This window comes from Sorangium sp. So ce363 (assembly GCF_051520435.1).
Classification (GTDB): domain Bacteria; phylum Myxococcota_A; class Polyangia; order Polyangiales; family Polyangiaceae; genus Sorangium; species Sorangium cellulosum_B.
In genome coordinates this window covers 287,826-311,917 of record NZ_CP150333.1, presented here as the reverse complement: position 1 = coordinate 311,917, position 24,092 = coordinate 287,826, and the positions used below count along the sequence as shown (strand labels likewise).

16 protein-coding genes and 1 pseudogene are annotated in these 24,092 nt (G+C 69.9%); 5 read left to right on the top strand and 12 right to left on the bottom strand.

Going from position 1 to position 24,092, the window contains the following annotated elements; translation table 11 throughout:
- Positions 1-99 precede the first annotated feature (99 nt).
- Complete coding sequence (locus WMF12_RS01240) at positions 100-399, top strand: hypothetical protein (RefSeq protein ID WP_437860107.1); 300 nt, start codon at positions 100-102, stop codon at positions 397-399.
- The gene (locus WMF12_RS01235) at positions 396-725 is read left to right on the top strand and encodes a type II toxin-antitoxin system RelE/ParE family toxin (protein ID WP_437860097.1); all 330 of its coding nucleotides are present in this window, start codon (positions 396-398) and stop codon (positions 723-725) included. Before WMF12_RS01240 ends, WMF12_RS01235 begins: the two co-directional genes overlap by 4 nt.
- A gap of 635 nt (positions 726-1,360) precedes the next feature.
- Here WMF12_RS01235 and WMF12_RS01230 read toward each other — a convergent pair.
- Positions 1,361-1,594, bottom strand: coding sequence for a hypothetical protein (locus WMF12_RS01230; protein ID WP_437860073.1), 234 nt, complete (start codon positions 1,592-1,594; stop codon positions 1,361-1,363).
- Positions 1,595-1,656: 62 nt separating this feature from the next.
- Here WMF12_RS01230 and WMF12_RS01225 point away from each other — a divergent pair, with 62 nt between their 5' ends.
- Both WMF12_RS01225 and WMF12_RS01220 read left to right on the top strand, forming a co-directional pair.
- A complete protein-coding gene (locus WMF12_RS01225) occupies positions 1,657-1,884 on the top strand; it encodes a hypothetical protein (protein WP_437860068.1) in 228 nt (75 codons plus the stop codon).
- A 416-nt stretch (positions 1,885-2,300) separates the two neighbouring features.
- A complete protein-coding gene (locus WMF12_RS01220) occupies positions 2,301-2,780 on the top strand; it encodes a hypothetical protein (protein WP_437860062.1) in 480 nt (159 codons plus the stop codon).
- 197 nt (positions 2,781-2,977) lie between these two features.
- Here WMF12_RS01220 and WMF12_RS01215 read toward each other — a convergent pair whose 3' ends face one another.
- The 8 genes from WMF12_RS01215 to WMF12_RS01180 all read right to left on the bottom strand — a co-directional run bounded on the left by WMF12_RS01215 (position 2,978) and on the right by WMF12_RS01180 (position 16,821).
- Positions 2,978-5,203, bottom strand: coding sequence for a TOMM precursor leader peptide-binding protein (locus tag WMF12_RS01215; RefSeq protein ID WP_437860059.1), 2,226 nt, complete (start codon positions 5,201-5,203; stop codon positions 2,978-2,980).
- A gap of 140 nt (positions 5,204-5,343) precedes the next feature.
- The gene (locus WMF12_RS01210; RefSeq protein WP_437860057.1) at positions 5,344-6,498 is read right to left on the bottom strand and encodes an amidohydrolase family protein; all 1,155 of its coding nucleotides are present in this window, start codon (positions 6,496-6,498) and stop codon (positions 5,344-5,346) included.
- Positions 6,499-6,575: 77 nt separating this feature from the next.
- Positions 6,576-7,526 (bottom strand): BMA_0021/BMA_0022 family TOMM bacteriocin, encoded by a 951-nt coding sequence (locus tag WMF12_RS01205; protein ID WP_437860056.1) that lies wholly within the window; start codon positions 7,524-7,526, stop codon positions 6,576-6,578.
- Between the two features lie 62 nt (positions 7,527-7,588).
- On the bottom strand, positions 7,589-8,776 hold the full coding sequence (locus WMF12_RS01200) for an amidohydrolase family protein (RefSeq protein WP_437860055.1): 1,188 nt from the start codon (positions 8,774-8,776) through the stop codon (positions 7,589-7,591).
- 127 nt (positions 8,777-8,903) lie between these two features.
- Positions 8,904-9,674 carry a BMA_0021/BMA_0022 family TOMM bacteriocin gene (locus WMF12_RS01195; RefSeq protein ID WP_437860054.1) on the bottom strand — a complete coding sequence of 257 codons (771 nt, stop codon included), beginning with the start codon at positions 9,672-9,674 and terminating at the stop codon, positions 8,904-8,906.
- Positions 9,671-13,735 (bottom strand): TOMM system kinase/cyclase fusion protein, encoded by a 4,065-nt coding sequence (locus WMF12_RS01190; protein ID WP_437860053.1) that lies wholly within the window; start codon positions 13,733-13,735, stop codon positions 9,671-9,673. The genes WMF12_RS01195 and WMF12_RS01190 overlap by 4 nt, the downstream gene beginning before the upstream one ends.
- A gap of 51 nt (positions 13,736-13,786) precedes the next feature.
- Complete coding sequence (locus tag WMF12_RS01185; protein WP_437860051.1) at positions 13,787-15,544, bottom strand: sigma 54-interacting transcriptional regulator; 1,758 nt, start codon at positions 15,542-15,544, stop codon at positions 13,787-13,789.
- Between the two features lie 422 nt (positions 15,545-15,966).
- Complete coding sequence (locus WMF12_RS01180; RefSeq protein ID WP_437860050.1) at positions 15,967-16,821, bottom strand: hypothetical protein; 855 nt, start codon at positions 16,819-16,821, stop codon at positions 15,967-15,969.
- A 102-nt stretch (positions 16,822-16,923) separates the two neighbouring features.
- On the opposite strand from WMF12_RS01180, the gene WMF12_RS01175 reads away from it, so the two are divergent.
- Positions 16,924-18,783 carry a hypothetical protein gene (locus tag WMF12_RS01175; RefSeq protein WP_437860048.1) on the top strand — a complete coding sequence of 620 codons (1,860 nt, stop codon included), beginning with the start codon at positions 16,924-16,926 and terminating at the stop codon, positions 18,781-18,783.
- Between the two features lie 4 nt (positions 18,784-18,787).
- On the opposite strand, the gene WMF12_RS01170 is transcribed toward WMF12_RS01175, so the two are convergent.
- The 3 genes and pseudogenes from WMF12_RS01170 to WMF12_RS01160 form a co-directional block, all read right to left on the bottom strand.
- Positions 18,788-20,638: a hypothetical protein gene (locus WMF12_RS01170; protein WP_437873982.1), complete on the bottom strand. Its 1,851-nt coding sequence runs from the start codon at positions 20,636-20,638 to the stop codon at positions 18,788-18,790.
- A gap of 68 nt (positions 20,639-20,706) precedes the next feature.
- Positions 20,707-21,402: pseudogene (locus WMF12_RS01165) on the bottom strand (AAA-like domain-containing protein); the annotation flags it as partial.
- Positions 21,399-23,609: an AAA-like domain-containing protein gene (locus WMF12_RS01160; protein ID WP_437860045.1), complete on the bottom strand. Its 2,211-nt coding sequence runs from the start codon at positions 23,607-23,609 to the stop codon at positions 21,399-21,401. The pseudogene WMF12_RS01165 and the gene WMF12_RS01160, both read right to left, overlap by 4 nt.
- Between the last annotated feature and the right edge of the window lie 483 nt (positions 23,610-24,092).

Genomic DNA, 24,092 nt, shown 5'->3' with positions numbered 1-24,092 from the left:
GGCGACCCGCACGCTGGCCGCGCGGGGAAACCCGGGAAGAGGTGCGTCCCACGCCCGGGCTCCTGTGACGTCGAGGATGCCGCTGTTCCATGGCGCACCGTGGCCACGACGGCGGGATGCCGCTGCTCCTTGGTGCAACAAGGTGATGACGGCGCTACGCTTCGCGACGTGCAAGCGCTCAAGGCCCGCGTCCAGAACGGTCGCATCGTCGTGGACGAGCCCACGGATTTACCGGAGGGCATGGTGCTCGATCTCGTCATCGCAGATCCGGGCGACGAGCTCGACGACGAGGAGCGCGCAGAGTTGCACGCAGCCCTCGAAGAGGGGCTCGCTGAGATGCGAACAGGGGCAGGTATCGAGGCCGACGTGCTGCTCGCCGAGCTGCGGGCGCGCGGGTGAAGGTCCGATTCCTGGGGAGATCGGCCGAGCAGGCGCGCGCGGTGGATGCATGGTGGCGCGAAAACCGTCCCGCCGCGCCATCGCTGTTCGCCGATGAACTCGCCGCAGCGCTCCGCACGCTTCGGCGTACGCCGGAGATGGGAGCCCCCTACGACCCCAAGGCGAAGGATGGAGTGCGGCGTGTTTTGCTGTCGCGGACGCAGTACTATGTATATTACGCGATTGAACCGGAGATGCGTTTCATCGGAGTGCTCGCTGTCTGGAGCTGCCTGCGCGGCAAGCCGCCCAGCTTGGGTCACGTGAAGGACGTGAAGAAGAACCGCTGAGGCGGAGAGCTCCCTCCAGCGAGCTCGGCTCGTGATCAACATCCGGCGGCCCGGCCATAGAGCGCTGTGCGTGGGCTCCTCGTGGCCGACCTGCTCGTGCTTTCGTCGCTGCTCGCCGTGGACAGCCTGCCCTAGCTCGCGACTCACGCGCTCGATCGGCGCGCGAACGCGTGGCGGTGCGCGCCGGTGCCTCGCCTACCGCGATCCTCAACTGCGGCCTGCCCGAGGCGGAGTACGACGAGGGCGCCATGGGCATCGCCCGTTGCTTCGCACGGGAGGCGGGCCTCCCGTGCGCGGAGAGGACTAGCGTTGGCACAGAGGGCAAAGAATTCCTCGAGCACCCCGAGCGGGCGCCGGCTGAACTCCGCCCCTTCCAGCGCCTCACCTACGCCGACGTGGATCTGCGCCCGGTGGCGGGCCGCCCAGCCTTCCGCGCCGAGTTGCGGGAATGGATCCCTGGCCCCTCACGCGCCGTCAGCCGGTTCCCCTGATACCGTCGCTGGGCGCCGGGCTCCGTCTGACGAATCGCGCCTGACGGGCCTTTTGGGCGGGCGCGCGTCGAGCCTGTCAGCGGGTGCGCGAGCGGTTGGGGTCGGCGGCGAACCAGATCGCGACGTGCGTGTCGAGGAGCCACTTCAATGCTTGTCTCCCTCGAATGCACTCCGGACGTCGTCGGGGAGTGGGGCGTCGAAGTCTTCCTTGAGTTTGATTTGCCCGAGCAAGCCGCCCGCGACCGGCGCGACAGGAGACGGCGGCTGCGCCTCCCCCAGCGCGATGAGCTCGACCCGCTGCCCACGGAGCGGCGAGAGCGCAGGCAGAGCGCGGACGACGGAATCGTCCACCACGACGTGGATCTTGAGCGCTTGCATGCGCACAGGATGCGCTACCGAGCGTCGGAGGTCCATCCTGCGGAGGCCGACGGCGGGGCGCGGTGCTGCTGCTCGGCATCGAGGGCGAGGAGCTCGCGAAGAAGCTCGTCCATCGCTTCGTGATCGATCGCAACGGCTCGGTGAGCGAGCGGCTGTGGCGGCTCGTCTACAGCCACGACGACCCGCTCGACGACGCCGAGGCGCCGGTCGAGCGGGACGCGCGCTGGCTGGGCGGGATCCCCGAGCCCATCTGGCAGCTCGTGCACGACAACGTCCTGCGCTGCCTCTGAGCTCGGCTTCGAATCTGGCGCGCCCGCCGCCCCCTCGCGATGCCGGCATCGCGTCACCAGGTGAAGGGTCGCTTCATCGGGTGACGCAAAACCGGCATCGCGTCACCAGGTGAAGCGACGCTTCATCGGGTGACGCGACGCCTCGCCATCCCCCCCGAGGGATCCCGCGGGACTATCGGACGACCACGCGCCTTTGGGCGGATACCGTGGAGGAATCGCCCCTGTGCCGGGTACCCCGAGGGCCGACCCAGGTGGCACATCGCTTGCAAACCTTGCGATCGATCGAGGCGGAAACAGGCCGGTGCGGCGTCATGGCTGCTTTCGCAATCGGGGAGGCTCGTTCGCGCTGAACGCCCCTCCCCGCGTGCTGCCGCATCGCGCTCCTCGCAAAGCATGCCTCGACATGGAGGAAGAACATGGGTGTGTCTGTCAAAGATTCCGTCGGAAGCCAGGACATCACGATCTTCGAAGATGGGGCTCTCCTGATCAAGGCCACAGTCCCCAAGACGATTTCGATGAATCAGCAGGGCGATTGGGAAGGGTCCCTCGTCACCCTCAAGTTCTACAACAGCGGACAGTACCAGTTGACGGTGGACTCGATCGTCCTCCTGGTCTCCAAGCAGGAGCCCAACAACAATAGCAATTTCCGCACTCGATGGAAGGAGACGTTGACGGAGCAACTCACCATCGCCCCTCCGAACGGGCTGCTCGTACCCCCTTCCTCGAACTCCTACACCCCCTACAACGCAGGCACCTGGCAATGGTGGGTGACGTCCGGCGGCGGAGGAACCGCGCAGGGTTACCTGAACGCAACGTCGGCGTCGTATCACGTACAGATAACCAAGGACAACGTACAAGGAACCGGCGCTCAGGCCGGTCCCAACGTCATCGTGTGAAATGCTGATGTCGTGGCCGCGCGGGCGACGCCCGCGCGCGTCCCATCCAGCGCCAGACGCCTGCGCGCTCGACCACGCGCCAGGGGCCGTGCCCATCGAGCCGCACGGGCTATCCCGAAGAATCGTTCGCGGCGCTTCATCGCCGAGCGCGATGCGCTGGGCCATCATGTCATCTCGCCTGTGCAGCTCCTCGGCAGCTAGACGAACAGAGGGACCGGGTTGAGCTCGCCCTCGGCGAGCGGGCGGGCGAGCCACCCCAGCGCGCACGGCACCTCATAGAGCCTCCCCGGGCCGAATCGAGGCCAGAAATGGCGCAAGCCCGGGACGATCACCTGGACCACATGCAAGCCGATGTCCGGGCGGGTCTTGTCCACCGCGACGAGCTCCAGGCCCGCCTCGTCGAGGCGACCCAGGCATTGCTCGATGTCGGCGCGCAGATCGGCGCCGCCGATCCGGGGCAGGTGCTCGGCCGCGACCCGGGGGAGAGCGGGGCTCGGGAAGAGATGCGCGCGGTCAGGCAGCCGCTCGAGGTCCCACGGCGCCCGGCGCGCGCCCCCGGGCTCGAAGAGCTGGTTCAGCTCGGTGAGCGATCGCTGCACGGCGAGGTGCGGGTCGAGGTGGCAGCCGAACCCGATGGTGAATCGATCCTCCCGGGCCTCGTGGGCGAGCGCGACGCAGGTGGGGATACCGAGATCGTGCGTCAGATCGAGCACCCAGACGGCCCAGCCGAACCGGGCATAGTCCGCCTGGAGGGCTTCGAAGTACGGGTCCCCGAAGCTGTCGAGCGCGATGGCCGGGCGCGCGAGCCGATTGTACCACCAGACCGCGGCGGCATCGCGCTCCACGAGCTCGAGCAGGGCTTGCAATACGGCCTCTTCGAGGCAGGTGCCGGCCGCCACCCCGTTGCCGCAGGGGCCGCAGAACGCGGTGCCGCTCTCGGCCGGGGCCTCGGCGTAGCAGTAGGCCAGCGGGACGTAGCGCCGCTCGCGCTTGCTCAGCGACCAGGCCGGGGTCCAGTCGATCCGGGTGCCGGCGTCGAGCGGCTCCGGTACCCACTGGCGACGATCCGCTGCCTGCGCGTTGAGGTGAGCGCGCTCGCGGTACTGCGCCTCGCTGAAGTTCAGCAGATCGTCGGGCGCGAGCGCCGCCGCGCCGAGCTCGTCCTTGCTGCCGCGGACGCGCGCCTCGTCCCCCTGGTAGACGCCGCTGTATCGCTCGAGCGCCTCGCAGAGCGCGCTCACCCTGGCCTGGTCCGCGCTGCGCCCCTTGCCGGCGCAGCTCTTGTCGAAGACGTTGGTGCGCGGGACGCCCTCCCGGGGGCAGGCCAGGTAGCCGGACGCGTACACGGCGCGGAGCTCGGTGTCCCGCCCCGGCATCGGCACGAGGTACGTCACGGCTCCGGTGATCGGGCTGACGAGGTGCTGATAGCGCTCGTAGGTCCGCCGCGGGGTCTGCCGGCGATATCCACCGTCCTCGTAATGCGCCTTCTCCACCGGCTGCAAGTCGATCGGGCGCTCGCCGACGGCCGCCATCCGCGCCGGATCGCCGCACGCCGGGCACTGCGGCCTCCGGACGACCGCGTGCGCGGTGATCTGGAACGTGGCCAGGTCGAGGGCGAGCACCCGGGCACCGAGCGCCCGGGGAGAGCTGGTATCCTCCCCGGCGAGCGCGCGGGCGATGGCCGAGGCGCCGAGCCCGCAAGCGGTCCGTACGCTCGCCTCGGTGGCCGCCCTGGGGGGAGGGACGTGGCCCTCGTGCCCCCGGCGCCGGCGAACGAGCTCCTCGACCGGGCGGTTCTGGCGCATCCAGAACGCCAGGCAACCCCAGCAGGGGCCGGCGCCGGGCTCGAAGACGGGCCCAATGAGCGGCTGGACGCCGGCAGGCCTGATCAGGAACCAGCGCGTCCCTTCACGCAGCGCACGGCGGTTGATCGAGGCCAGCTCGGGCTGCACATGGTCGTCGGCCACGACCACCTGCACCGCCGCCTCGCCGTCGATCCGCACGCCTGCCTGTTCGAGCGCCTCGGTCATCCACCCGGCGGGAGCGGCTTCGCCAACGGCCAGGACCGACACCGGGGTCCGGCTCAGGGCCTCGGCGGCCGCCTTGCCGTCGAGACCCACCCCGCGCCAGTACGCCGCGTGCTCGGAGGGAAGCTCCGGTGTTGCGGGGACCAGGTAGCCACGCGCCGCGAGCCGGCTCAGGGCATACAGGGTCTCGGGCTCGGAGAACCGATCGCGCGCGGCGCGCAGGATCTCGTCCACCGTGCGCCGGCCATCGACGAGCGCGGCCACCTCGGCGGCGCAGGCGCCGGAGAGGACGAAGCGCTCGCGCTCGCCGATCAGGAAGACCACGCCCGCATCCATGCGCTCGACGCGCAGGGTGGGCTTGAACGCCAGCACCTGGCTCAATTCCAGAGGATCCATCGTCGTTCCTGGTTTCACCCGCCAAGGAGCACATGCAAGTGGCGCGCTCGAGGAGAGCGACCGCCGGATGGCCGGGGATCGCCTCGCCTCCCTGGACCCATCAGGATCCGGGCGGAGTGGAGCCGCACGCGGCCGTGCCCCTACATCCCCATGAGGCCGCAGGGGCTCTCCCAGAGGATCGTCCGCAGCGCCTCATCCCCGAGCGCGCCCCGCAGCGCCATCACCTCGTCGACCATCCCGGGCCCGTGGTCGAGGTGGGGGAAATCGGTCCCGAACATCATCCGCGTCGCGCCGATCTCCCTCACCACCCGGTCGAGCATCGCCTCGCCGGGCTCGAGCGCGATCCAGCACTGCCGCTGGAAGTACTCGGAGGGCGGCCGGCGCACCCGGCCGCGCACCTCGCCCCGCATCTGCGCGTATTCGACGTGGTCGAGCCGCCAGAGCCAGTAAGGCAGAAAGCCGCACCCCGCCTCGAGCAGGCCCACCCGCAGCGTCGGGTGGGCCTCGAGCACGCCGCCCTCGATGAGCGAGAGCAGCGCCATCATCGCCTCCATCGGGTGAGAGCACGCGTGCTGGCCGAACCGCGTCTCGAAGCGATCGGCCCCCGCCGTGGCGACGCGCGCGTGCGTGCCCTCGTGGAGGAGCACGGTGACGCCGTGGTGCGCGCACGCCGCCCAGAATCGCGCGTGGGCGGGCGCGCTCAGCGTGCGGCCCTGCACCGGGTTCGGCCGGAGCACCACGGCGCGCGCGCCGTCGCGCGCCGCCTGCTCCAGATCGCCCGCCATGGCCTCCGGATCGTGGCGCGAGAGCAGCGCAGGACCGAGGAGCCTGTCCGGCGCGCTCGCGCAGAAGTCGCTCAGCCATCGATTGTAGGCGCGGGCGTAGGCGCGCGAGCGCTCGGCGTCGATGCCGTCGTCGTGGACGAGATAGGACGCGTATGTCGGAAGCAGGACGGCGATATCGACGCCGGTAGCGTCCATCTCGGCGAGGTGCCCGTCAGGCCTCTCCGAGGCGGCGAGGAGCTCGCGGCGGCGCTCGGCGGCGAGCCCGAGCTCGATGTAGGCCGCCTCGGAGATACGCAGGATCGGATCGCCGTTCACGCAGAGGATGGGGGGCGTGGGCAGGAGCGCGTGCTCGCCCAGGCGGTTCATCCGCCTGGCCAGCGACTCGGGCGGCCCGAAGGGCGCGAGCCGAGGAGCATACGCCCGCATCGCTGCCGGCAGGTACTCCGCCCACAACGCGACGGGCTCGGAGACGTGACGATCCACATCCAGGATCCGGAAGCCATCTCTCATGCGCAGCTCCTCGGGCGGCTCTCAGCGCCTGGCCCGGCTCCAGAGGATCCATCGTCGGTCCTGGTCTCGTCCCCCGATCAGCAGCAGCAAGTGAACGGGTACGCCGCTCCCGTCGCGTTGTATACGGCAAGTGCGATGGGCTCGGAGTCCACGTTGCTCGGCTTCGTGGGCAGATAGAGCTTGAGCGTATGAGGCTGGAGCGAATCCCAGTACGACTGATGGTCCTTGCCGAGCGGAGATCCCGGCGGATGCCACCGGGCTGCGCCGTCCTCCTCGACGCGCAGGCTCATCGTCCAAGGTAGCCTGTAACCTCGGATTGTTCGCAGCGCTGATGCAAGGTCGATCGTGAGCGCTCGTCTAAATTCCTGGTCGCTCCAGGCTTTGGCCATCGCCGCGAGCAGCACGACGTTGAACTCGGCGAACAAGCTGTCGTCGGGAACGAAGCCCCCCGCAGGAGGGCCGCTGTGGAGGCCGACGCGCTCTTGACCCGCCTCTTCGCCCTCATGTCCGCACCCCGCGGGCTCCCGCCCTCGTTCGCGGCGACCGACGTGCTGCACCCCGTGGTCCGCCCGGACGTTGAACCCGCCCCCTTTGTCCTGAGAGCGCGCATGAACCCCGTGCTGATCGTGCTCCCGGCTCCATTGATCGCTGAACAGCGACGGGCGCTGCTTGTAATAATCCCCGAGCGCCCTCGCGTAGTCCTCCGGACGGAGGTCTTCCCGGAGGTCATCGTACCCTGGACGAGCTGCGGAACACTTGGGCGCGAGCGGCAGGCGCAGCGTCAAGCAGTCGAGCAGGTCGCTGGGCCAGACCCACTCATCGTGGATCCACCTGAAGTCCTCGTCGGCTCGTGCGATCTGAAGCTCGCACGTCCTTGGCCATGGCCAGATATAGCCAAATCGATCCTTGAGCACGGAAGCGGGGTTGCCCCCGGTCAACTCCTTGCCAAAACCGTTCGGATCGGCCCATGCCTCTGCGATCGCGCGCAGGTATGTCGAGCGAAACTCCATCAATTGGTTCGTGCTCATGAGCCCCTCTTTGCTTGACCGTTGTTCGCAATGAAGTGTGCGCGGGTCGGTGTCGCGCCCGTTCACGCGCCGCGCGGGCGCGCTGCCTCCGACAACCCCATGAGCCGCGCAGGGTTGTCCCACAAGGCTGCCCGGAGCACGTCCTCGGCGAGCGGCCCGCCCCCGTCGAACAGCCTGGCGACGATCGTGGGATCGTGATCGACGTGGGGGAAGTCCGTGCCGAAGACGACGCGATCCTCGCCGATGACGCCGACGCAGTGCGCGAGCATCGCCTCGCCCGGCTCGAACGCGATCCAGCACTGGCGGCGGAAGTAGCTTGAGGGGCGCTGGTTCACGCGACCGCTGACCTCGTTGCTCAGCTGCGTATACTCGATCTCGTCGAGGCGCCAGAGCCAGTAGGGCAGCCACCCGCAGCCCGACTCGAGGAAGCCGACGCGAAGGCCCGGATGGCGCTCGAGGACGCCTCCTTCGAGCAGGGCGAGGAACGCCATCATCGCCTCGAGCGGGTGGGAGCAGGCATGCTGGGCGAAGTGCGTTCGGAAGCGCGAAGCGCCGGCCGTCTGCACGCGCGTGTGCGTCCCCTCGTGCAGCAGCAGCGGGATGTCGTTCGCTTCGCAGGCCGCGAAGAAGGGTTCCAGCTCCGGCGCGCCGAGGGTCCTCCCGCGGACCGGGTTCGGCCGGACCACGGCGGCGCTGAGGCCGTCCGCGAGGCCGGCGTCGAGATCCGCGACCATCTGCGCGGGATCGTGGCGCGAGATGAGCGCGGCCCCCTTGAGCCGGGTCGGGTCTCGCCGGCACTGGTCCGCGAGCCAGCGATTGTAGGCTCCCGCGTAGGCGCGGGAGCGGTCCGCGTCGATCTCCTCGTCGTACACCAGGAACCCCGTGTAGGTCGGGTGCAGCACGGCGACGTCGACCCCCGCCTCGTCCATCGTTGCGAGCTGGCCGGCCGCCGTCTCCGCGGCGATCAGCTCGCGGCGGTGCTCCTCCGCATGGATCCCGACCTCGATGTAGCCCACCTCGGTCATCCCGCGACAGATGGGCTTTCCTGCGACCGTGACCACCGGCGGGGTCGGCAAGAGGGCATGGTCTCCCAGCCGGTCCAACCGAGCCCGGAGGGGCTCATCATGCTTCGAGAGGGGGCGGACGTCCGGCGCGACGTCGCGGTACCTCGCCGGCAGGTACTCCGGCCAGAGCCCCATGGGCTCCATGACGTGGCGGTCGATGTCGATGATGGCAATCCCGTTGCGCACGCTACCCTCTTCCTACGAGCAGAGCTCCGGAGTTCCATGCGGTGCGGAGGACGCGCTGCGATCCGTCCGGCGGCACGGGATCACGCGAGCGCCTCCTTCGCTCCCGGTCCAGCCAGCGATTGTAGCGTCAAGCGCAGGTGAAGGGGTACTGGGGACCCGTGTCGTTGTACGCGGCGAGAGCGATCGGCCAGATGGCATCGTCCGGAGGAGCCTGAGGGATGTTGACGGTGATCGTCACCCGAGCGGGGATCCGGCTCGCAGATTGGCCGTGAGCTTTGCCCTGATAAGGAATTTTGTGCCAGAACTTTTCCCAATCGAGGGAGGAGAACTTCAGCTTGAAGTTCCAGTGAACAATCATGCCCATCGATGCTTGCACGAGGCGCCGAGCATCCTTCGAGGCGAAGAGCTGCTCTTTGAATTTCTCATCGTACCACGTCATCGCGAGGAGGCGGGACGTGATCACTCCGAACTCGCCGAAATCATCGGGCGGCTGGCTCGTCCCGTCCGTCGGCGGACCAAGCATCGACGGGAACCATTGGCAATAGAGAGCAATGGCGTCCGCGGGCGGCGTGCCCTCCGTCGGAGGGCCTGGCAAGGTGATATCGATCTCGTCACCGTCGGCGAGCCAGCCGAGCATCTCATTCGGCCGCCACTGCGGCCTGGGCTCGTCGGAGATGGCGAATTTCACGCTGAAAGGAAACTTGAAGCCATATTCCTTCTCGAGGAGGGGAAGGACGCCATAAGGCTCCTTCTTGGACGCACTGACCAGCTGCTTCAGGAAGTCCCGATCGCGCCAGGCACGGGCGATGGCTCGCAGGTAGGCGGTGCGCAGGCGGGGAAAGGGGGCGGCGCTGCCTGTTCCGCCGGTCTCCCATGCTTCAGAGGGCTCGGTTGTCATGGATCACTCCTCGGTGAAAGTAACTTCAGATCAGGAAACGAGTCGTGGAGCTGCGTCAATCGGTGCACGAGGACGGTGTCGTCCCCGAAGATACGCCGGTGCTCCTCAATTACCGCTGCCTCGAAGCGGTACATGCCTCGCTCGCCGGCCAGCAGCCGAGCCCGGGCGAGCATCTCCCGGATGGCGCCCCGATCGGGCTTCGGCAGGCGCATTTCGTAGCGCGCGCGGCGCCGCAAGAGCTCCACCTCGAAGAAGTGCTCGCCGAGCTCGGTGCACATCGAAAGGCAGGTCTCCACGCGGGCGATCGCCTGGTGCAGACGGCCGGCGTCTGCCTCGATGTCTGCCAGAAAAGACCCGTAGTAGGTGAGCGCCAAGTTGCAGTGGAGGGACTCGAGGGTCCGGAGGATCACCTCGACCCCCTGCAGATCCCCCGCGGCCCACGACGCGAGGGCCGCACCGTAGCCCTCGAAGGCAGGCAGCCCGTATGCCTGGGAGGTCGCGAGCAGCTCGCCCGTCGTCTTGTGCACCGCGGGCTTGTCCTCGTTCATGTGCTGGATCTGGCCGAGGTAGAGCAACGCGATCCCGAGGGACGGGACGTGCTTGATCTCCCGCGCCCAGGCGATCGCGTCGTTCGCGAGCTGGAACGCCCGCGTCGTCCGCCCCATACCCCATTGCACCCATGCGAGCTGCCCCGTGGCCCAGACGCGGCAGTCCATGCCGAACGCCGAGCCCTGCTGCCCGTCGCGCGCCGGATCGTACAGATGGATCGCCTCGTCGAACCATGTCTCAGCGTCCAAGAACCGCCCCTCGGCGTGGAAGCCGACGCCTTTGGCTGTCGCGGCCACGCACTGGAGCGACGGGTCCTCGATCCGGTCGGCGAACGCCACGAGCTCGTCGGCCACCCGCCGGCACGCCGCGCGCTCGCTCGCCACGTGGTAGTGCATGTACAGGCCGAAGAGGGTGGAGACGGTGTGCTCGGTCGTCGTGCTCGCGGGGAGCAGCGCCCGGGACTTCTCGGCCAGCGCACGCACGTCGGGGGAAGCCCAGCCCTGCATCGACATCAGCGCCTGCAACCGGATGCTGTTGGCGCCGAGCTCGGCGTCCACCCGTTCGCCGGTCGGCAGCGCCCCGATCCAATCGACGACATGGGAGGCGTGCGCGCTGGCCTCGGCGTAGGCCGAGCGCCCGAGCGCCTGATGCGCCGCCGTCCGGGCGTACCCGATGGCCTCCCGCTTCTGCTCCGCCGCCGCGTGATGGTGCGCGAGCAGATCCGGCCGCGTTCGGACCACCTCCGGAAACCCCTCCTCCAGCGTCTTCGCGATGCGCGCGTGGCTCCGCTGCCGCGCGCCGGTGGACAGCGACTCGTACGCCGCGTCCCGCACCAGCGCGTGCTTGAAGCTCCCCACAACCTCCTTGCCGCGCCGCCTGCGCAGCGCGATCCCCGCGCTCATCAGGCGCTCCAGATCCTCTGCCACCGCCGCCGGGCCGAGCGGGCTCGCGGCCGAGAGCACCTTGACGCTGAACTCCCGGCCCATCGCCGCCGCTAGCTGGGCCGTCTGCTTGGCGCGCGAAAGACGATCCAGCCGCGCCGTGAGCAGCGCCCGCAGCGTCCCCGGGATCGCCGCGCCCGAGAGCGGCCGGGTCAGCTCGTAGCGATCCTCCCGCTCCACCAGGAGCCGCGCATCGATCATCATCCGGAGCAGCTCCTCGGCGAAGAGCGGCACCCCGTCCGCGCGGTCTGCTACCTGCTCTATCACGGCGGGAGGCAGCGCCTTGTGGCCCGAGAGCCCGGTGAGCATCTCCTCCATGTGCGGGCGCTCCAGGCGGCTCAGAGGGAGCAGCAGCATGTCGGCCGTCGAGAACGACGGTGAGAACTCCGGGCGAGCCGTCATGATGACGCACAGGGGGACCGCGGGCGCCTCGCGAACGAGCTGGGCGAGGAACTCCATCGTGGTGGGGTCGGCCCAGTGCAAGTCTTCGGCCACCAGGAGGACGGGCCGCTCGTCGGCGATCGCGAGGAGCAGCGACGCCACGGCCTGGAGCGTCAGCGCCTTGTGCCGCTGCGGCGAGACGTCGAGCGGGGCGTACGGTTCGCCGAGAGGCAGGGAGAAGAGCGGCACGAAGAGCGGCATGGCCTCGGCCAGCGCGAAGCCGTGGCCGGCGAGCTCCCCCTCGAGCCGCGCGATCTTGCCGCCCGCGTCGGGCTCCTGATCGAACCCGAGCGTGCGCTCGAGCAGATCGACCACCGGACGGAGGGGGCTGGTTTGCGTGTCGGGCGAGCACCGCGCCTCGAGAAAGGTGTGGGCCTCGCGCGCCAGCCGATCGCGCAGCGCGCGCGCCAGCCGGCTCTTGCCGATGCCGGGCTCGCCCGTGATGAGGATCGACTGGCCCGCCCCCTCGCACGCGCGACGCCACCGCTCCACGAGGAGCCCGGTCTCCTGATCTCGGCCGGAGAGCGGCGCCTTCGAGCCGTCGGGGGTCGGCCAGCTCGCCGCGGCGCCGTGCTCCTGCCGGAGGCGGTAGGTCTCCACCGGCGCCGCGATTCCCTCGATGGCGCGGCCCCCTTCGCTCTCGAGGTCGAACGAGGCGCGCAGCAACGCTTGCGACGCGGCGCTGACCGCCACGGATCCCGGCGGCGCCAGCGCGGCGAGCCGCGCGGCGAGCCGCGGGGTGGCGCCGGTGACGAGGCACGCGCCGTCGAGGTCCCCCAGGTTCCCGTCGACGACGAGGCCGGTGTGGAGGCCGACGCTCACGTCGATCTGTACACCCGGCGTAGCGCTGCGTAGGTCCTCGGCGTCCTCGGGTTGCGCAGCGCCGGCCATCGCCAGCGCCGCGCGGGCAGCGCGCTTGGCGTCGTCCTCCGCCGCGCTGGGGTAGCCGAAGTAGACAAGCAGATCGTCGCCGAGCGCCGCGGCCACGTACCCCCCGTACCGGCGCCCGACGTCCGCGCAGAGGGTGAGCGCCGAGCGCAGGGGATCGTCCAGCGCCTCGGCGTCGGCGGCCTGCCCGGCGGCCGCGCGCGCCCTCAGGTGACAGCAGAGCGCCGTCAGCTGCCGGCGCTCGCCGTCGAGCGCGGGCGCCCTCCGTCGGTCGAGCGACGTGGCGACCGTCGCGGCCGAGGCGAGCGACCGCGTGTCGGCGCTGGCCTGGGGGCCGCCGGCGCCGAGCAACGCCTCGCGCGAGAGCCCGCGCAGGCTGCAGGCCTCGAGCGCCTCGAAGAGCCCACGGGCGGTCACATCGCGCGCGCCTTCGTCCTTGCGGAGAGCGCGGGCGAGCAGGTCGCCCAGGGGGTGGCGCTCGAGCGCGGCGGGGATCGGGACGGGATCGGGGCCGAGCAGCCGGTAGAAGATCTCGGCCTCCGTGCCGCCGTAGGCTGGCTTGCCCGTCAGGCACTCGAGGAACACGAGGCCCCACGAGAACAGATCCGCGCGCGGCGAAGCCTCGGCGCCGCGCCACTGCTCCGGCGCCCCGTAGCCGGGCGTGCCCAGCGCGTCGTGGCTGCCGGTCAGGCGCGTGGATCGCCCGTCGTCGAGCGTGGCGCCGATCCCGAAGTCGAGCACCAGCGCATTGCGGCGGGCGCCCGTGGGGATCACCATGATGTTGCTGGGCTTGAGGTCGCGGTGGACAACGCCCGCCGCGTGGGCGCACGCGAGGGCGTCGAGCACCTGGAGCATCAGGTGCCGCGCCTCGGACGGCGCGAGCGCGCCCTCTCGCTCGAGCAGGGCGGCGAGGTTGTCGCCAGGCGCGAAGGCGAACGCGGCGTAGAGGGTCCCATCTTCCACCTGCCCCGCGTCGACGAGCTGGACGAGGTTGGGGTGGTGAAGCTGGGCGCAGAGCCGCGTCTCGCGCAGGAAGCGCGTGACCCGCCTGTCGGCCTGCGCGACGCCTCCCTGCTCGGCGAGGCGCAGGATCTTCAGGGCGATCGGCTGCCCGGTGGTGAGCTGGCGGGCCTTGTGCACCACGCCGAAGCCGCCCTCGCCGAGCTTGGCCAGGATCTCGTAACGCCCGTCGAACGTGGCGCCTGGCGCGAGCGCGGCACCGTTTGCGACATAGCACTGCATGATCGATCTCGTGGTCGCAGGAGGCGCTCGGAGAGCGCTGGCACCGCTCCCTCAGGGCTCCTTGTCGGCGTCGAGCACTGCCAGGAGATCCGGATCGACCTCACCTCCAAGCAGGTCCAGGACCTCGCGCACCCGCGAGAGCTCGCGCCGCAGCGTCCGATGATGGTTGCGGTTCTTGAGCAGCATCTCCTGGCCGAGCAGCGTGAAGGCGTCGTCCCGGTTGCCCGTCCGCTGCACCGCCGCGCCGAGGACCATGCCCCGGAAGGCGTCGGTCAGCTCGAGCGGGAGCGGGGCGCTGCCGCCCCGGCGTCGCTCGGCCTCGTTCACGAAGCTGAGCGCCGCCCGCCAGAGCAGCTTGGACAGCGCGCTCGGCTCGGCGTCGCTGTCGAAGGTGAGCGCGCGCTCGACGTGGCGCCGCTGGATCACCAGATCGCCGCCGAGGCCGCTCTGCCCCGCGAGATGGAGCGCGTAGGCGCGCCGGACGATGTTGTCGAGCTGCCGCAGGTTGCCCGGCCAGGGCGCGGACACGAGGAGCTTCATGGCGTCGGGCTCGAAGCGCGCCGTCCCCTTGCCGTCGGCCTCCTGATGGCGCCGGTTCAGCATGTAGTCGGCCCAGCGCGGGAGCTCGTCGAGCCGCTCGGCGAGCGGGAGCAGCCGCACCGGCAGGACGTTGATGCGGTAGTACAGGTCCTCGCGGAAGCGGCCGGCGCGCACGGCGGCGCGCAGATCGGCGTTGGTGCCGACGAGGAGGCGCGCGTCGGCGCGGCGCTCCCCCGCCCCGTCGTCGCCCAGCATCCGGTAAGCGCGCTCCTCGATGAAGCGCAGGAGGCCCGCCTGGGCCTTGAGCGAGAGCTTGTCGATCTCGTCGAGGAAGAGCGTGCCCTTCGCGGCGCGGGCGACCGCGCCTGGGTTGTCCTTGACGGCTCCGGTGAAGGCGCCCCGCTTCCAGCCGAACAGCTCGGCCATCTGCAGGTCCTCGGGCACGCCGAGGAGGTCCAGCGATTCGAAGGGCTGGCCCCGGCGCTGCGAGTGCTCGTGGCACCAGCGCGCGAGCCTGGATTTCCCGGCGCCGGTCGGGCCGGTGATCAGGATGGTGTCGTCCCGCGGGGCGAAGGCGCGGAGCAGCTCGACGAGGTGCGCGGTGCTCTGACCGACGACCGGCAGGAACTCGTCCGGGCTCGCCGGCTCGTCCGAGCGAAGCGGCAGCGCGCGGGCGGCGATGAAGGCCCCGGCGATGCTGGCGAGGATCGCCAGCTCCTCGTGGCACTCCGCCCAGGGGAGCTCGAGCCCGACGGCCCCCCTGCAGCTCGCCTCGATCGTGATCATGCCGTCGACGCTGCCGCCCGGCGCGCGCAGCGGGACGACATGGACGTGGGTCGCGTCGCGACCGAGCATCCGCTCGCGTGTCGCGTCGCCGGGCATGCCGGCCGCCGCTGGCGGGTGGCGGAGCGCCATGGCCCCGTCCGGCATCCAGGAGCGGAGCGAGGCGCGCTGGACGTCGATCGAGACCGAACAGCGGTGCTTCTCGATCCAGCTCCAGACGCTGCCGGAGGTGAGATAGCCGGTGCCTTCGATGCGCGCGCCGCTCAGGCGGTCGATGCCGAAGAGGCGCTGGTAGCTGTCCTCGGGGCGGAGGTGGACGACGCCACGCAGGATCCGAGCGCGCCCGGCGAACGGGCTGTCGGCGAGCGCCTCTTCGACGCAGGTGAACATGGCCTGGAGGACCGCCGTGGCAGCTTCGTCAAAGTACGTGGCCGACACGAGGCGGGGGACGAGGGAGATGAAGCTCTCGTCACGGGATGCGGTCACGGTAGGCAGCAGGAAAGCAGGAGAACCGGGGCGGGTCCAGGTGGAACGAACAGGCTCGCGTCTCCTGCGGACGCGCTGCGTCCCGGCGGGACGCGAGCCCCCTCTCGCCTCGGAGGCCGTGGCAGCGCCGGCGTCCTGCCCGAGGGACCACGGGGGCCGCCGCGGGTCCGAAGGCCGGACGGCACGCCCGGACGTCGGGGTGTTCGAGGGCCCCCGTACACTGGCCGCGCGGAGACACCCGGGGTAGGCATTGACGTGAAGAAGAACCGCTGAAGCGGCAGAGCGCTGCCGTCATGCGATCTCGGCCCGCGATCGACGAACTCCTCACCGATTCGCCTCAATTTATGCAATTGAAATGCGATTTTGCCTGCTCGCAGGCGTGCTCTGGCTCGCCTGACGGTGAAGCATGTTCCGGACCTCGTTCAATCGCGGTTCGGTAGCTCAATGTCGAGCGCCGCGCTCGCATAGAGAATCGGGAGCTTCTCCCGCAGCCATAGCGTCTTCCACGTGCGCCGGTACGTGCGAACCCCGATATTCACGAGCAGTCGGACCTTCTCCGTCTCGCGCGCGACCTTCAGTACCAGAAAGCTCCTGAAGTCGTTCTTGCCCTCGAGCGCGCGTCGAACGCGATACACCCAACCGATGTCGCGATCACCCTCGCCCGAGACGTCCAGCTCGGTCTGCCCGATGTCGATCTTGAAGGGGCCGGCCAGCACCTTGGCCTCCGCCGCCGCGTCGACGCCCGCGCGGGCTGCGGAGTCGGCCTCGACCGAGAACTTCATGGACGCCTCCAGCGCGACGGAGAGCTGGGCCGAGGCCTGGAAATACGTGGCGTGCACGCGCTGCGGGAAGACCTCGACGGCCCGCGACGCGCGCGGCCCGTCGACACCGTCACGGATCTTCACCACGAACTCGGCATGGTCCGGCGATTCGTCGTCGTCGAGGCGCAGGCTGAACGTGAGCGCCACGAGGAGGAACTCATAACGTTGCTCCTCGCTCGCCACGCGGAGGGGCGGAGGGAGCTCTCGACCGAGCGCCGCATAGAGCGGCAGGAGCGGCGTCGTCTCTGCAAATGGCGCGACGCGCACCCCCCTCCGGACGAGCCCGATCGCGTCTTCCGGATCCGAACACACAGCCGCGGCGGGGCGGAACGGGTCGAAGAACGCCTCGGGCTCCGGCCCGACGGGCGCCTCGCCGTCACCACGGGCCGCCGCCCGGAGCGCTTCTTCCCAGCTCGCCACTGCTTCGGCCGGCAGCACCGCGATGACCTCGCGCATCGATACCTCCAACCGTCAATAGAGCCGACTCGACCCGCCCGGACAAGGCCGGCGCGCCACGCCGCTTGCCCGCGAGCGGCGACCGCGGGTACCCTCGGCGTCGTGACCGCGTGCGCCGGCCGCCTGGTTCGCCTGTTCGGACGCGTCGGGCTCGTGCTGGGCTTCGCCTCTCTCGGGCGCGAGGCCTACGGTCAGGCTGCCGCAGGGCCATGCCCGTGGGGCCGCGATCCCGCGACGTTGAAGTGCCTCCCCGAGCCGATCAAGCCGCCGCCGCCTCCTCCTCCGACGCTGGAGCTCACGAGCTCGCCGAGCGAGGCGGAGGTGTTCCGCGTCCCGGCGGCGCTGGAAGAGTGCCAGTCGGCCGAGGGACGATCCCTCGGCCGGACGCCTTTGACACTGACGCCAAAGAGCGGGTTGCGATCGGGCACGCAGAAATTCTGCCTGAAGGCGGCGGGGTTCGGGCCGACGCCCGTCTCGGTGAAGGTCGCCCCGTCGGGGCTCACCAGACCGCCTCCCGTCACGCTGGCCCCGTTCGTGCGGGTCAAGCTCAGGTGGGATCCGGTGTGCGCATACTCCAGTCCACCCGAGTGGATCCTCATCGTCCCGGAGGCTTCCGACGCGAAGGTCGAGCCGTGGAGGGCCCCCTTTCCGCCTGATCCCATGCCGCTCCCGCAGGGCGATCACAGGTTTGTCGTGTCGGCGGACGAGTTCAAGACGAAGGAGATCACCGTGACGGTGGGGGCGCCGGGCGGCCCCGACCTGGATGCCCCCATCTGCCTCGAACCGGCGACGTGGGTCACGATTCGCAACGCGGAGAAGAAGCACCCGCTCGATGGACTGTTCATCCAGCTGGTGAATCGTGAAACGCGGGTGCTGTGGAGCGGTGAAGCCCCCGTCGGATCGAAGTCCGTCGAGGTGCCTGTGCGGCCGAGGGATGTCGACGACATCCGGGTCTTCGCAGACCGCGCTTATACCCGGCGCGTGCCGGAGCAGCACGTCGGGCGCCAACACGGGAGGACCGGCAAGGCGGAGAAGTCCATGCAGAGCGCCGAGGAGCTGGCCCGGTGGGAGGTGTGGCTCGATCTACGCTCCGAAGAAAAGGAAGGCGACGCGAATCACAAATTGATTCGCAAATCGATGACGAAAAAGTGCCTCGATCGCGAGATCAGCTACGGCGGCGAGTATTGTGCAAGCGAAGCCTACCTGCGCGTCCACAAGGACCACGTGAACCCGTCGGGCGCGAAGGTCCTGGAGCTCCTCAGGGCCGGCTGCCGGAAGGGCGACATCGCCTCTTGCGCGGCGATGACCTCGTCGGACGCAGATGCGTTCGTCAAGCTCGACGCGCAGTGCCAACAGGGCACCGCCGACCTCTCGTGGCTCGCGTGCGTGCGCCGTCGGCAGGGCTCGCGCCCGGGAAGCGCATTCCTCTACCTCGATAGCATCGCGGATCCCTACGAGTTCGAGACGACGCTAGAGGTCAGCGTCGGCGGAGCGACGGCCCTGACCGTCCAGGGGCGGCCGGGGCTCGTGCAGTGGGCCGAACTGGGGGCTGTGGTATTTCCGACGGAATTTTTCGGGATAAAGTTCGCGTTGCGTCCGCTCGACATCGCCGTCCTGCCGGCGCAGAGCGAGTCGGGCCGGCCTCGCGGCTACTTCGGCCTCGCGGGTGCCGGCCTGGAGCTCGGGGCCTCGGTCAAAGCTGCGCCGAGCGTGCGCCTGGATCTCGCCGGCTTCGTGACCGGGTACTACACGGCCTCAGCCTCCAGCGCCGGCGGCTACCTCGAGGTGAACGTCTCCATTCCGACGATGGACGACGAGTTCTTTCTTCAGCTCCGCGCCCGCGGCGGGCTCGCGCGCTTCCCGCAGTTCGCGTCCATCCGCGACGACGAGCGCGTGCCGCAGGGCGGCGCCGTGCGTCCATTCGTCGGGTTGGGGGCCAACTGGGTGGCCCGGGAGCAATGAGGGCTCATCGCTCCGGAAACACGTCCTCGAAGCGCCGGACGCGCTGGGGCCCCACCTCGTCGAACCGCTCGATGCGCGCGCTCTTCCCGTAACGGATCGTCAGGCCGAAGCGGCGCTGGGCCGCCTCCCACGATCGATCGGTCGAGCGCTCCCACGCGTGCAGCCTCATCCTCCCGACGAGCGGGACCGCGGCCACGACCTGCGTCTGCCAGGCTCCGACCGCCACATCGACCGGGCTCTCGTCCAGGGGCGTCACGTCGGGCTGGCCCTCCCGCACGAGCACCAGCCAGGTCCGAGATGGGCTCGGGCCATCGACCGCGTCGACCAGCAGTCCCGCGACATGATCCTCGTCGACGCCCGCCACCGCCCGAACGAAGCACGACGGCGCGTTGCAGAGGGTCAGGGGCCATCGCTGCTGGATGGCCAGGTGATCGGCCGAACGCGCCAGCACACCGAGAATGGGTACGGTCACGGTTTCTCGTTCGACGAAGCTCTCCGTGCCGAACGCGGCGAGGCGCGGATTCCCCGCGAAGCTCGCGAGCGCATGAACGAGCGGGAGGCTTAGCCCCGGGCCGCCGTTCACCTTCACGCGGCCCTCGCGGCCGGCCGTGGCGATGAGCAGCTGGTCGCCGAGCCACGCCGCCGCGCGGGCGCCATAACCTCCGTCCACCGGAGGCGACTTGTTTCCTTTGGTCAGCCCCTCGAACCAGGCGTCGAGGCGGGCGATCGACTGCCGCCCGTAGGTCCCGTCGGAGCAGACGTAAGCGATCATCGCGCCATCGCCGGACGGCTTGATCTCCAAGCTGATGACGTATGTCGACCGGCGCGCGTCCCGCGCTCCCTGCGCGGGGCACACCGGCAGCGTCACCGCGCCTTCCCCTCGGTTGATCACCAACGCGTCACCCACGGCGCCGATCGACCACCTCCCGTCGGGCCGGATCTGAGCACGCCGGGTTCCGGATCCGGTGATGGACAGGGGGGCATGGTCCGGGCGAAAAATGACGAGCTTCCCCGAGCACGAGGCGGTCAGCGTGTCATCTGAGAGCTCCAGCCGATCGCAGGTCTCCTTCCGCCGCTCCTTGCAGCGCTTCTCCTCCGTGCCCTCGTTGAGCTGCGCGGGGAGCCAGAGCGTGGCTGCGATGTCCGGCTCCGGCACGGCGGGCGCACGGTCAGCCCCACGGCGTGCGGCGGCGAACGCTCGGACAACAGCCGCCTCCTCGGAGCACGCCGCGGCGCCGAGTTGGTTGGCGAGCTCGTCGAGCTCTCTCCCGCGTCGCTCCCAGTAGGCGCGCGCCGCCTCGCGCGCGGGCGAGCCGTCGCCGGCGAGCCCGTAGGCCTGGAGGCTGCTCCAGATCGCTGAGGCATTGTCGTCGTCCGTGGCCTCCTGGATCACCTCGGCGCTCCGCCGCGCCTGCTCCTGGCGCTGAACCTGCTCCGTTCGATCCCTGTTGCGCTTCCACATGACCCCGCCCGCCCCGGCGCCCGCGACGACGACCGCGGCGAGCAGGGCCCAGACCCACCGCGGCACGGGCGGCGCGGGCAGGATCTCCCGGACCCAGCGCTCGTCGAACCGCAGCCCGTAGATGCGGTTGCGCAGGCGGAGGCTGCCATCCGCGTTCCGGTGGACCAAGCCGGCGAGGAGCAGGGCCTCCTCGTCGCGCTCGGGCACACCGGGCACGCTCTTGCGCTTGAGCATGGTGAGGTAGCGCGAGCGCGCGTGCGAGGATCCGGCGATGCGCTCCCGGACGATCTGCTCGATCCGGTTGAAGTGGACCTTGAACGTGGTCGGGTCGTTGATCTCCGCGAGCACGAAGGCCTCGACGTCGGCGCTGCGGCCCGCGCGGCCTTCTCGCACAGCGCGCTCGTGAGGAACGGCTGTCCCGACGTCCAGGCGAGGATCTCGTCGACGACCGCCGCGCCCGGGAGCCCGTGGCCGGCGAGGTAGGCATCGAGCGGCGTCAGGTCGCAGCGCTCGCGCGAGAAATCGGTCAGGCGGATGGTGCTGCCCACGTTGTACGGCGTGCTGGTCGAGCGCTTGATGAGCTCGTCCGCGGTGAGGACCCCGACCAGGCAGAAGGTCAGCCGGTCGAGCTCCGGCCGCGAGGCGCGCTCGTTGTGGAGGGAGCGAATGGTGAGGAAGAGGTCGTCTGTGAAGCCGAGGCCTTGCGTGACGTCGACCTCGTCGAAGACAACGACGATCGATGTCGGATCCGCCAGGAAGAACGCTTCGACGAACGCCTGGAATCGAGCGCCCATGGCCTCCTCCGCCGGCCGCTCGGACCACCACGCCTTGAAGGGTCGGCTCGCGCCCATGCTCAGCGCCATCTTGAGGAGCAGAGCTCGGTACCACGCTGTCCCGTCCTTCAGCTGGTTTCCGCCGAGCGCGCTCAGGTCGACCGACACCACCCGGATGCCCGCCGCCTGGAGGCGCTGCATGACCCGATGGACGAGGCTCGATTTCCCCATCTGGCGCGACGTGAGGATGTTGCAATACGTGCCGGCCGCGAGGAGGTCATAGACCTCCTCGTCCTCGGGTCGCGTGATGTAGATCGCGAGGTCGGGGACCGTCCCCCCGACCTTGATGGGTTGCAGCTGACGGATGTCGTCCGGCGGGCTCACCTGAGGGCGCCGAAGAACTGCGCGTAGGCGAGGTTCAACGCGACGAAGCGCGGCGTTGGACGGCCCTCGGCGCGCACGAGCCCGAGCGTCACCAGCGCGGCGGCGGCTCTCGCTTCCGCCGGGGAGAGCGTCCTGTTGTGGACGATCTTGCGCATCACGGAGACGAGCTTCGGTTGGTCCGGGAGCTGCGGCGGGATGCTCCCGATTCGACTCAGCAGGGCCTTGAGGCTCATGGAGAAGGGGCCAGTCAAGGAGCCGCACTGCTCGTGAAGAAAGGCGACGCGGTCGCGGATTTCGGCCGGCGTCGGCGGAGCCGAGGGCTTGCCTTTCCCGGGGGCGAGCACGTAGGCCAGGGCCTGGCGGGTGAGGGCGGGGTGCCCGCCCGTGGCTTGATGGAGCAGATCGACCTGGGCCGCCCCCAACCTGAAGCTCGCCCGCTCCGCGACGATCGCGATGTCACCAGGCGCGAACGTATCGAGCTCGATCGGCCCCTTGTCGATGTTGAACGGCGACCGCGCGATGTCCGTCATGAGGTCGGACGGCTCGGTCGCGATGCACAGCACGAAGCTGCAGCTCAGGTGGACGGCGTCGATCCAGGAGCGGATCGACGAGAAGAACTCCTCGGCGTAGGGGCGCTCGATCACGCGGTCCACCCCGTCCAGGATAAGGACCAGCCGAGGCATGTCCTCGAGGGCCATCATCAGGACCTCCTCGAAATCCGTCGGGCTCTCGAGCGGCTGCGTCGGGAGCGAGAGCTTCAGCCCTTTGCAGAAGACGCGCGCGAGGTCGTTCAGGAACGTCACGTACCCGCGGTTCTCTCCGTCGTCCTTCGGCAGCCGTCCGAACGAGCGAAAATTGATCAGCAGCACCGGGCGCCCCTCGTCCTCGCAGCGCTGACGCAGGCGCAGGGCGAGGCTCGTTTTACCGAAGCCGGACGGGCTCAACATCGTGAGCACGAATGTCTCCGAGCCCATGCGATCGTACGCGTCGGCGTCCACGGGCCGCTCCAGATAGAAGAGATCGCCAGGCGGGAGGGCACCCGCGCTCATCCGGATGCGCTGGAAGTCGGCTTTCGGGAGCGACGGAGGCGCGGCCGGTGCCTGGGGGGCGCTGGGCTCGACGGCCTGGTGGCCAATCGCCGCCATGATGGCGCGGACAGCGCTGGGCGTGTCCTGCTCGCCGCGCCATGACGCGTACTGGAGCCGCCCGAGGTAGGTATCGAACTCGAAGGGCAGCGCTTCCAGCGCCGGGTCACGCACAGGGAGCAGGATCGGTCGTCCGGTCTGCCGCCATCGGGCGTACGCGATGCGCACCTCTTGCAGGAGCATCTGGCTCTCCAGCGACTCGGACGTGAGGACGGGGACGAACACGTCGGCCCGCTCCAGCGTGGTCTGGATGCGCCGGGCCCAGTCCTCTCCGACCTTGATGTCGAGATCGACGAATGCCTCGTGCCCCGCGCCCTGGAGCGCGCGCTGGAGCTCCGCGACGAACGTGGCCTCCGGCTCTTTGCGACGGTAGGCGAGGAACACGCGCGACGAGCCCGCGATCGAGCGGAGGAACGAGGGGATCGACTGGAGGAGCCGGGTCGGCACCGCGAACGCCTTCGCGAACGCCGGGCTCACCGAGGGCTTGCCGCCGCCGTCCGGCACGACGCGCCTGTAGAGTTGGTGACTGACCAAGCCGACGACCCCTCGCTCGGTGAGGACGGGCGCGCCGGACATACCCTCGATCGGAGCCGGGTCCCCGTTGACGTGGAGCGAGAGCAGCCAGCCGTCGGTGCCCGCGGCGCGCCGGGCGATCGACCCGTCGACCGTGCCACCCAGCCAGAGCGGCGCCCGCTCGATGGAGAGCGGGTGGCCGAAGCTCCGCCAGTCAGGGCGCTCGGCGAGATCCTCCCCCGAGAGCGGGAGGCATGCGGTCCCTTCGACCTGGCGCGCAAGCTCGAGAACCGCGATGTCGAGGCCGACGTCCGGATCGAAGCGCTCGAAGACGACCTTGAACGGGACCTCCGACGCGTCTCGCGCCTGGGTGAAGGAGATGCTCCCCTGCGCAGCCTTCTCCTCCGCTGGCCCTCGCAAGCAATGGGCACATGTGAGGACGCGCGTCGGCGTCACAAGGAAACCCGTGCCGTAGACCGAGCCCCCTCGATTGAGCGTCGCGCGGATCCGCCCGACGGACCTCGGGAGCGCGTCGTGCTGTAGGGTCATACCGTGGCCTCTCGCCCAGGATCGGGAGGAACCGACGCGGCGTCAAGACGGGCGGGCAACGGGCGCGCCCCAACACGCCCCGACGCGCGGGGCGCCGTCTGCGTGTTGCTCGAGAAGGCGACGTGCTGGCGTTGGCGAGATATCTCGACCCTCTTTCGCGGGCTTAGCGGCGCCGGCTCGTCTACGGCCACGACGACCCGCTCGACGACGCAGGGGGGACGAGCGCCGAACGATGCGAACCCTAGGGCGATCGGACGCGGCGCAATCCCTGCTCGATCACCTGCACGCCCACAGGATGGGCACCTGGTACGCACGCAACAGTTCATCCGAAGTGATGAGCGTCGCGTCCTCCAGCTGGGCTTGTGCCACCAGCATTCGATCGAACGGATCGCGGTGGTGCAGCGGATTAGGAAGTCGCCATCCAGACGTGCGCCGCTTCGATGGCCAGCTCCCGCACCGTCGGATAGCCAAGCCACCACGCCC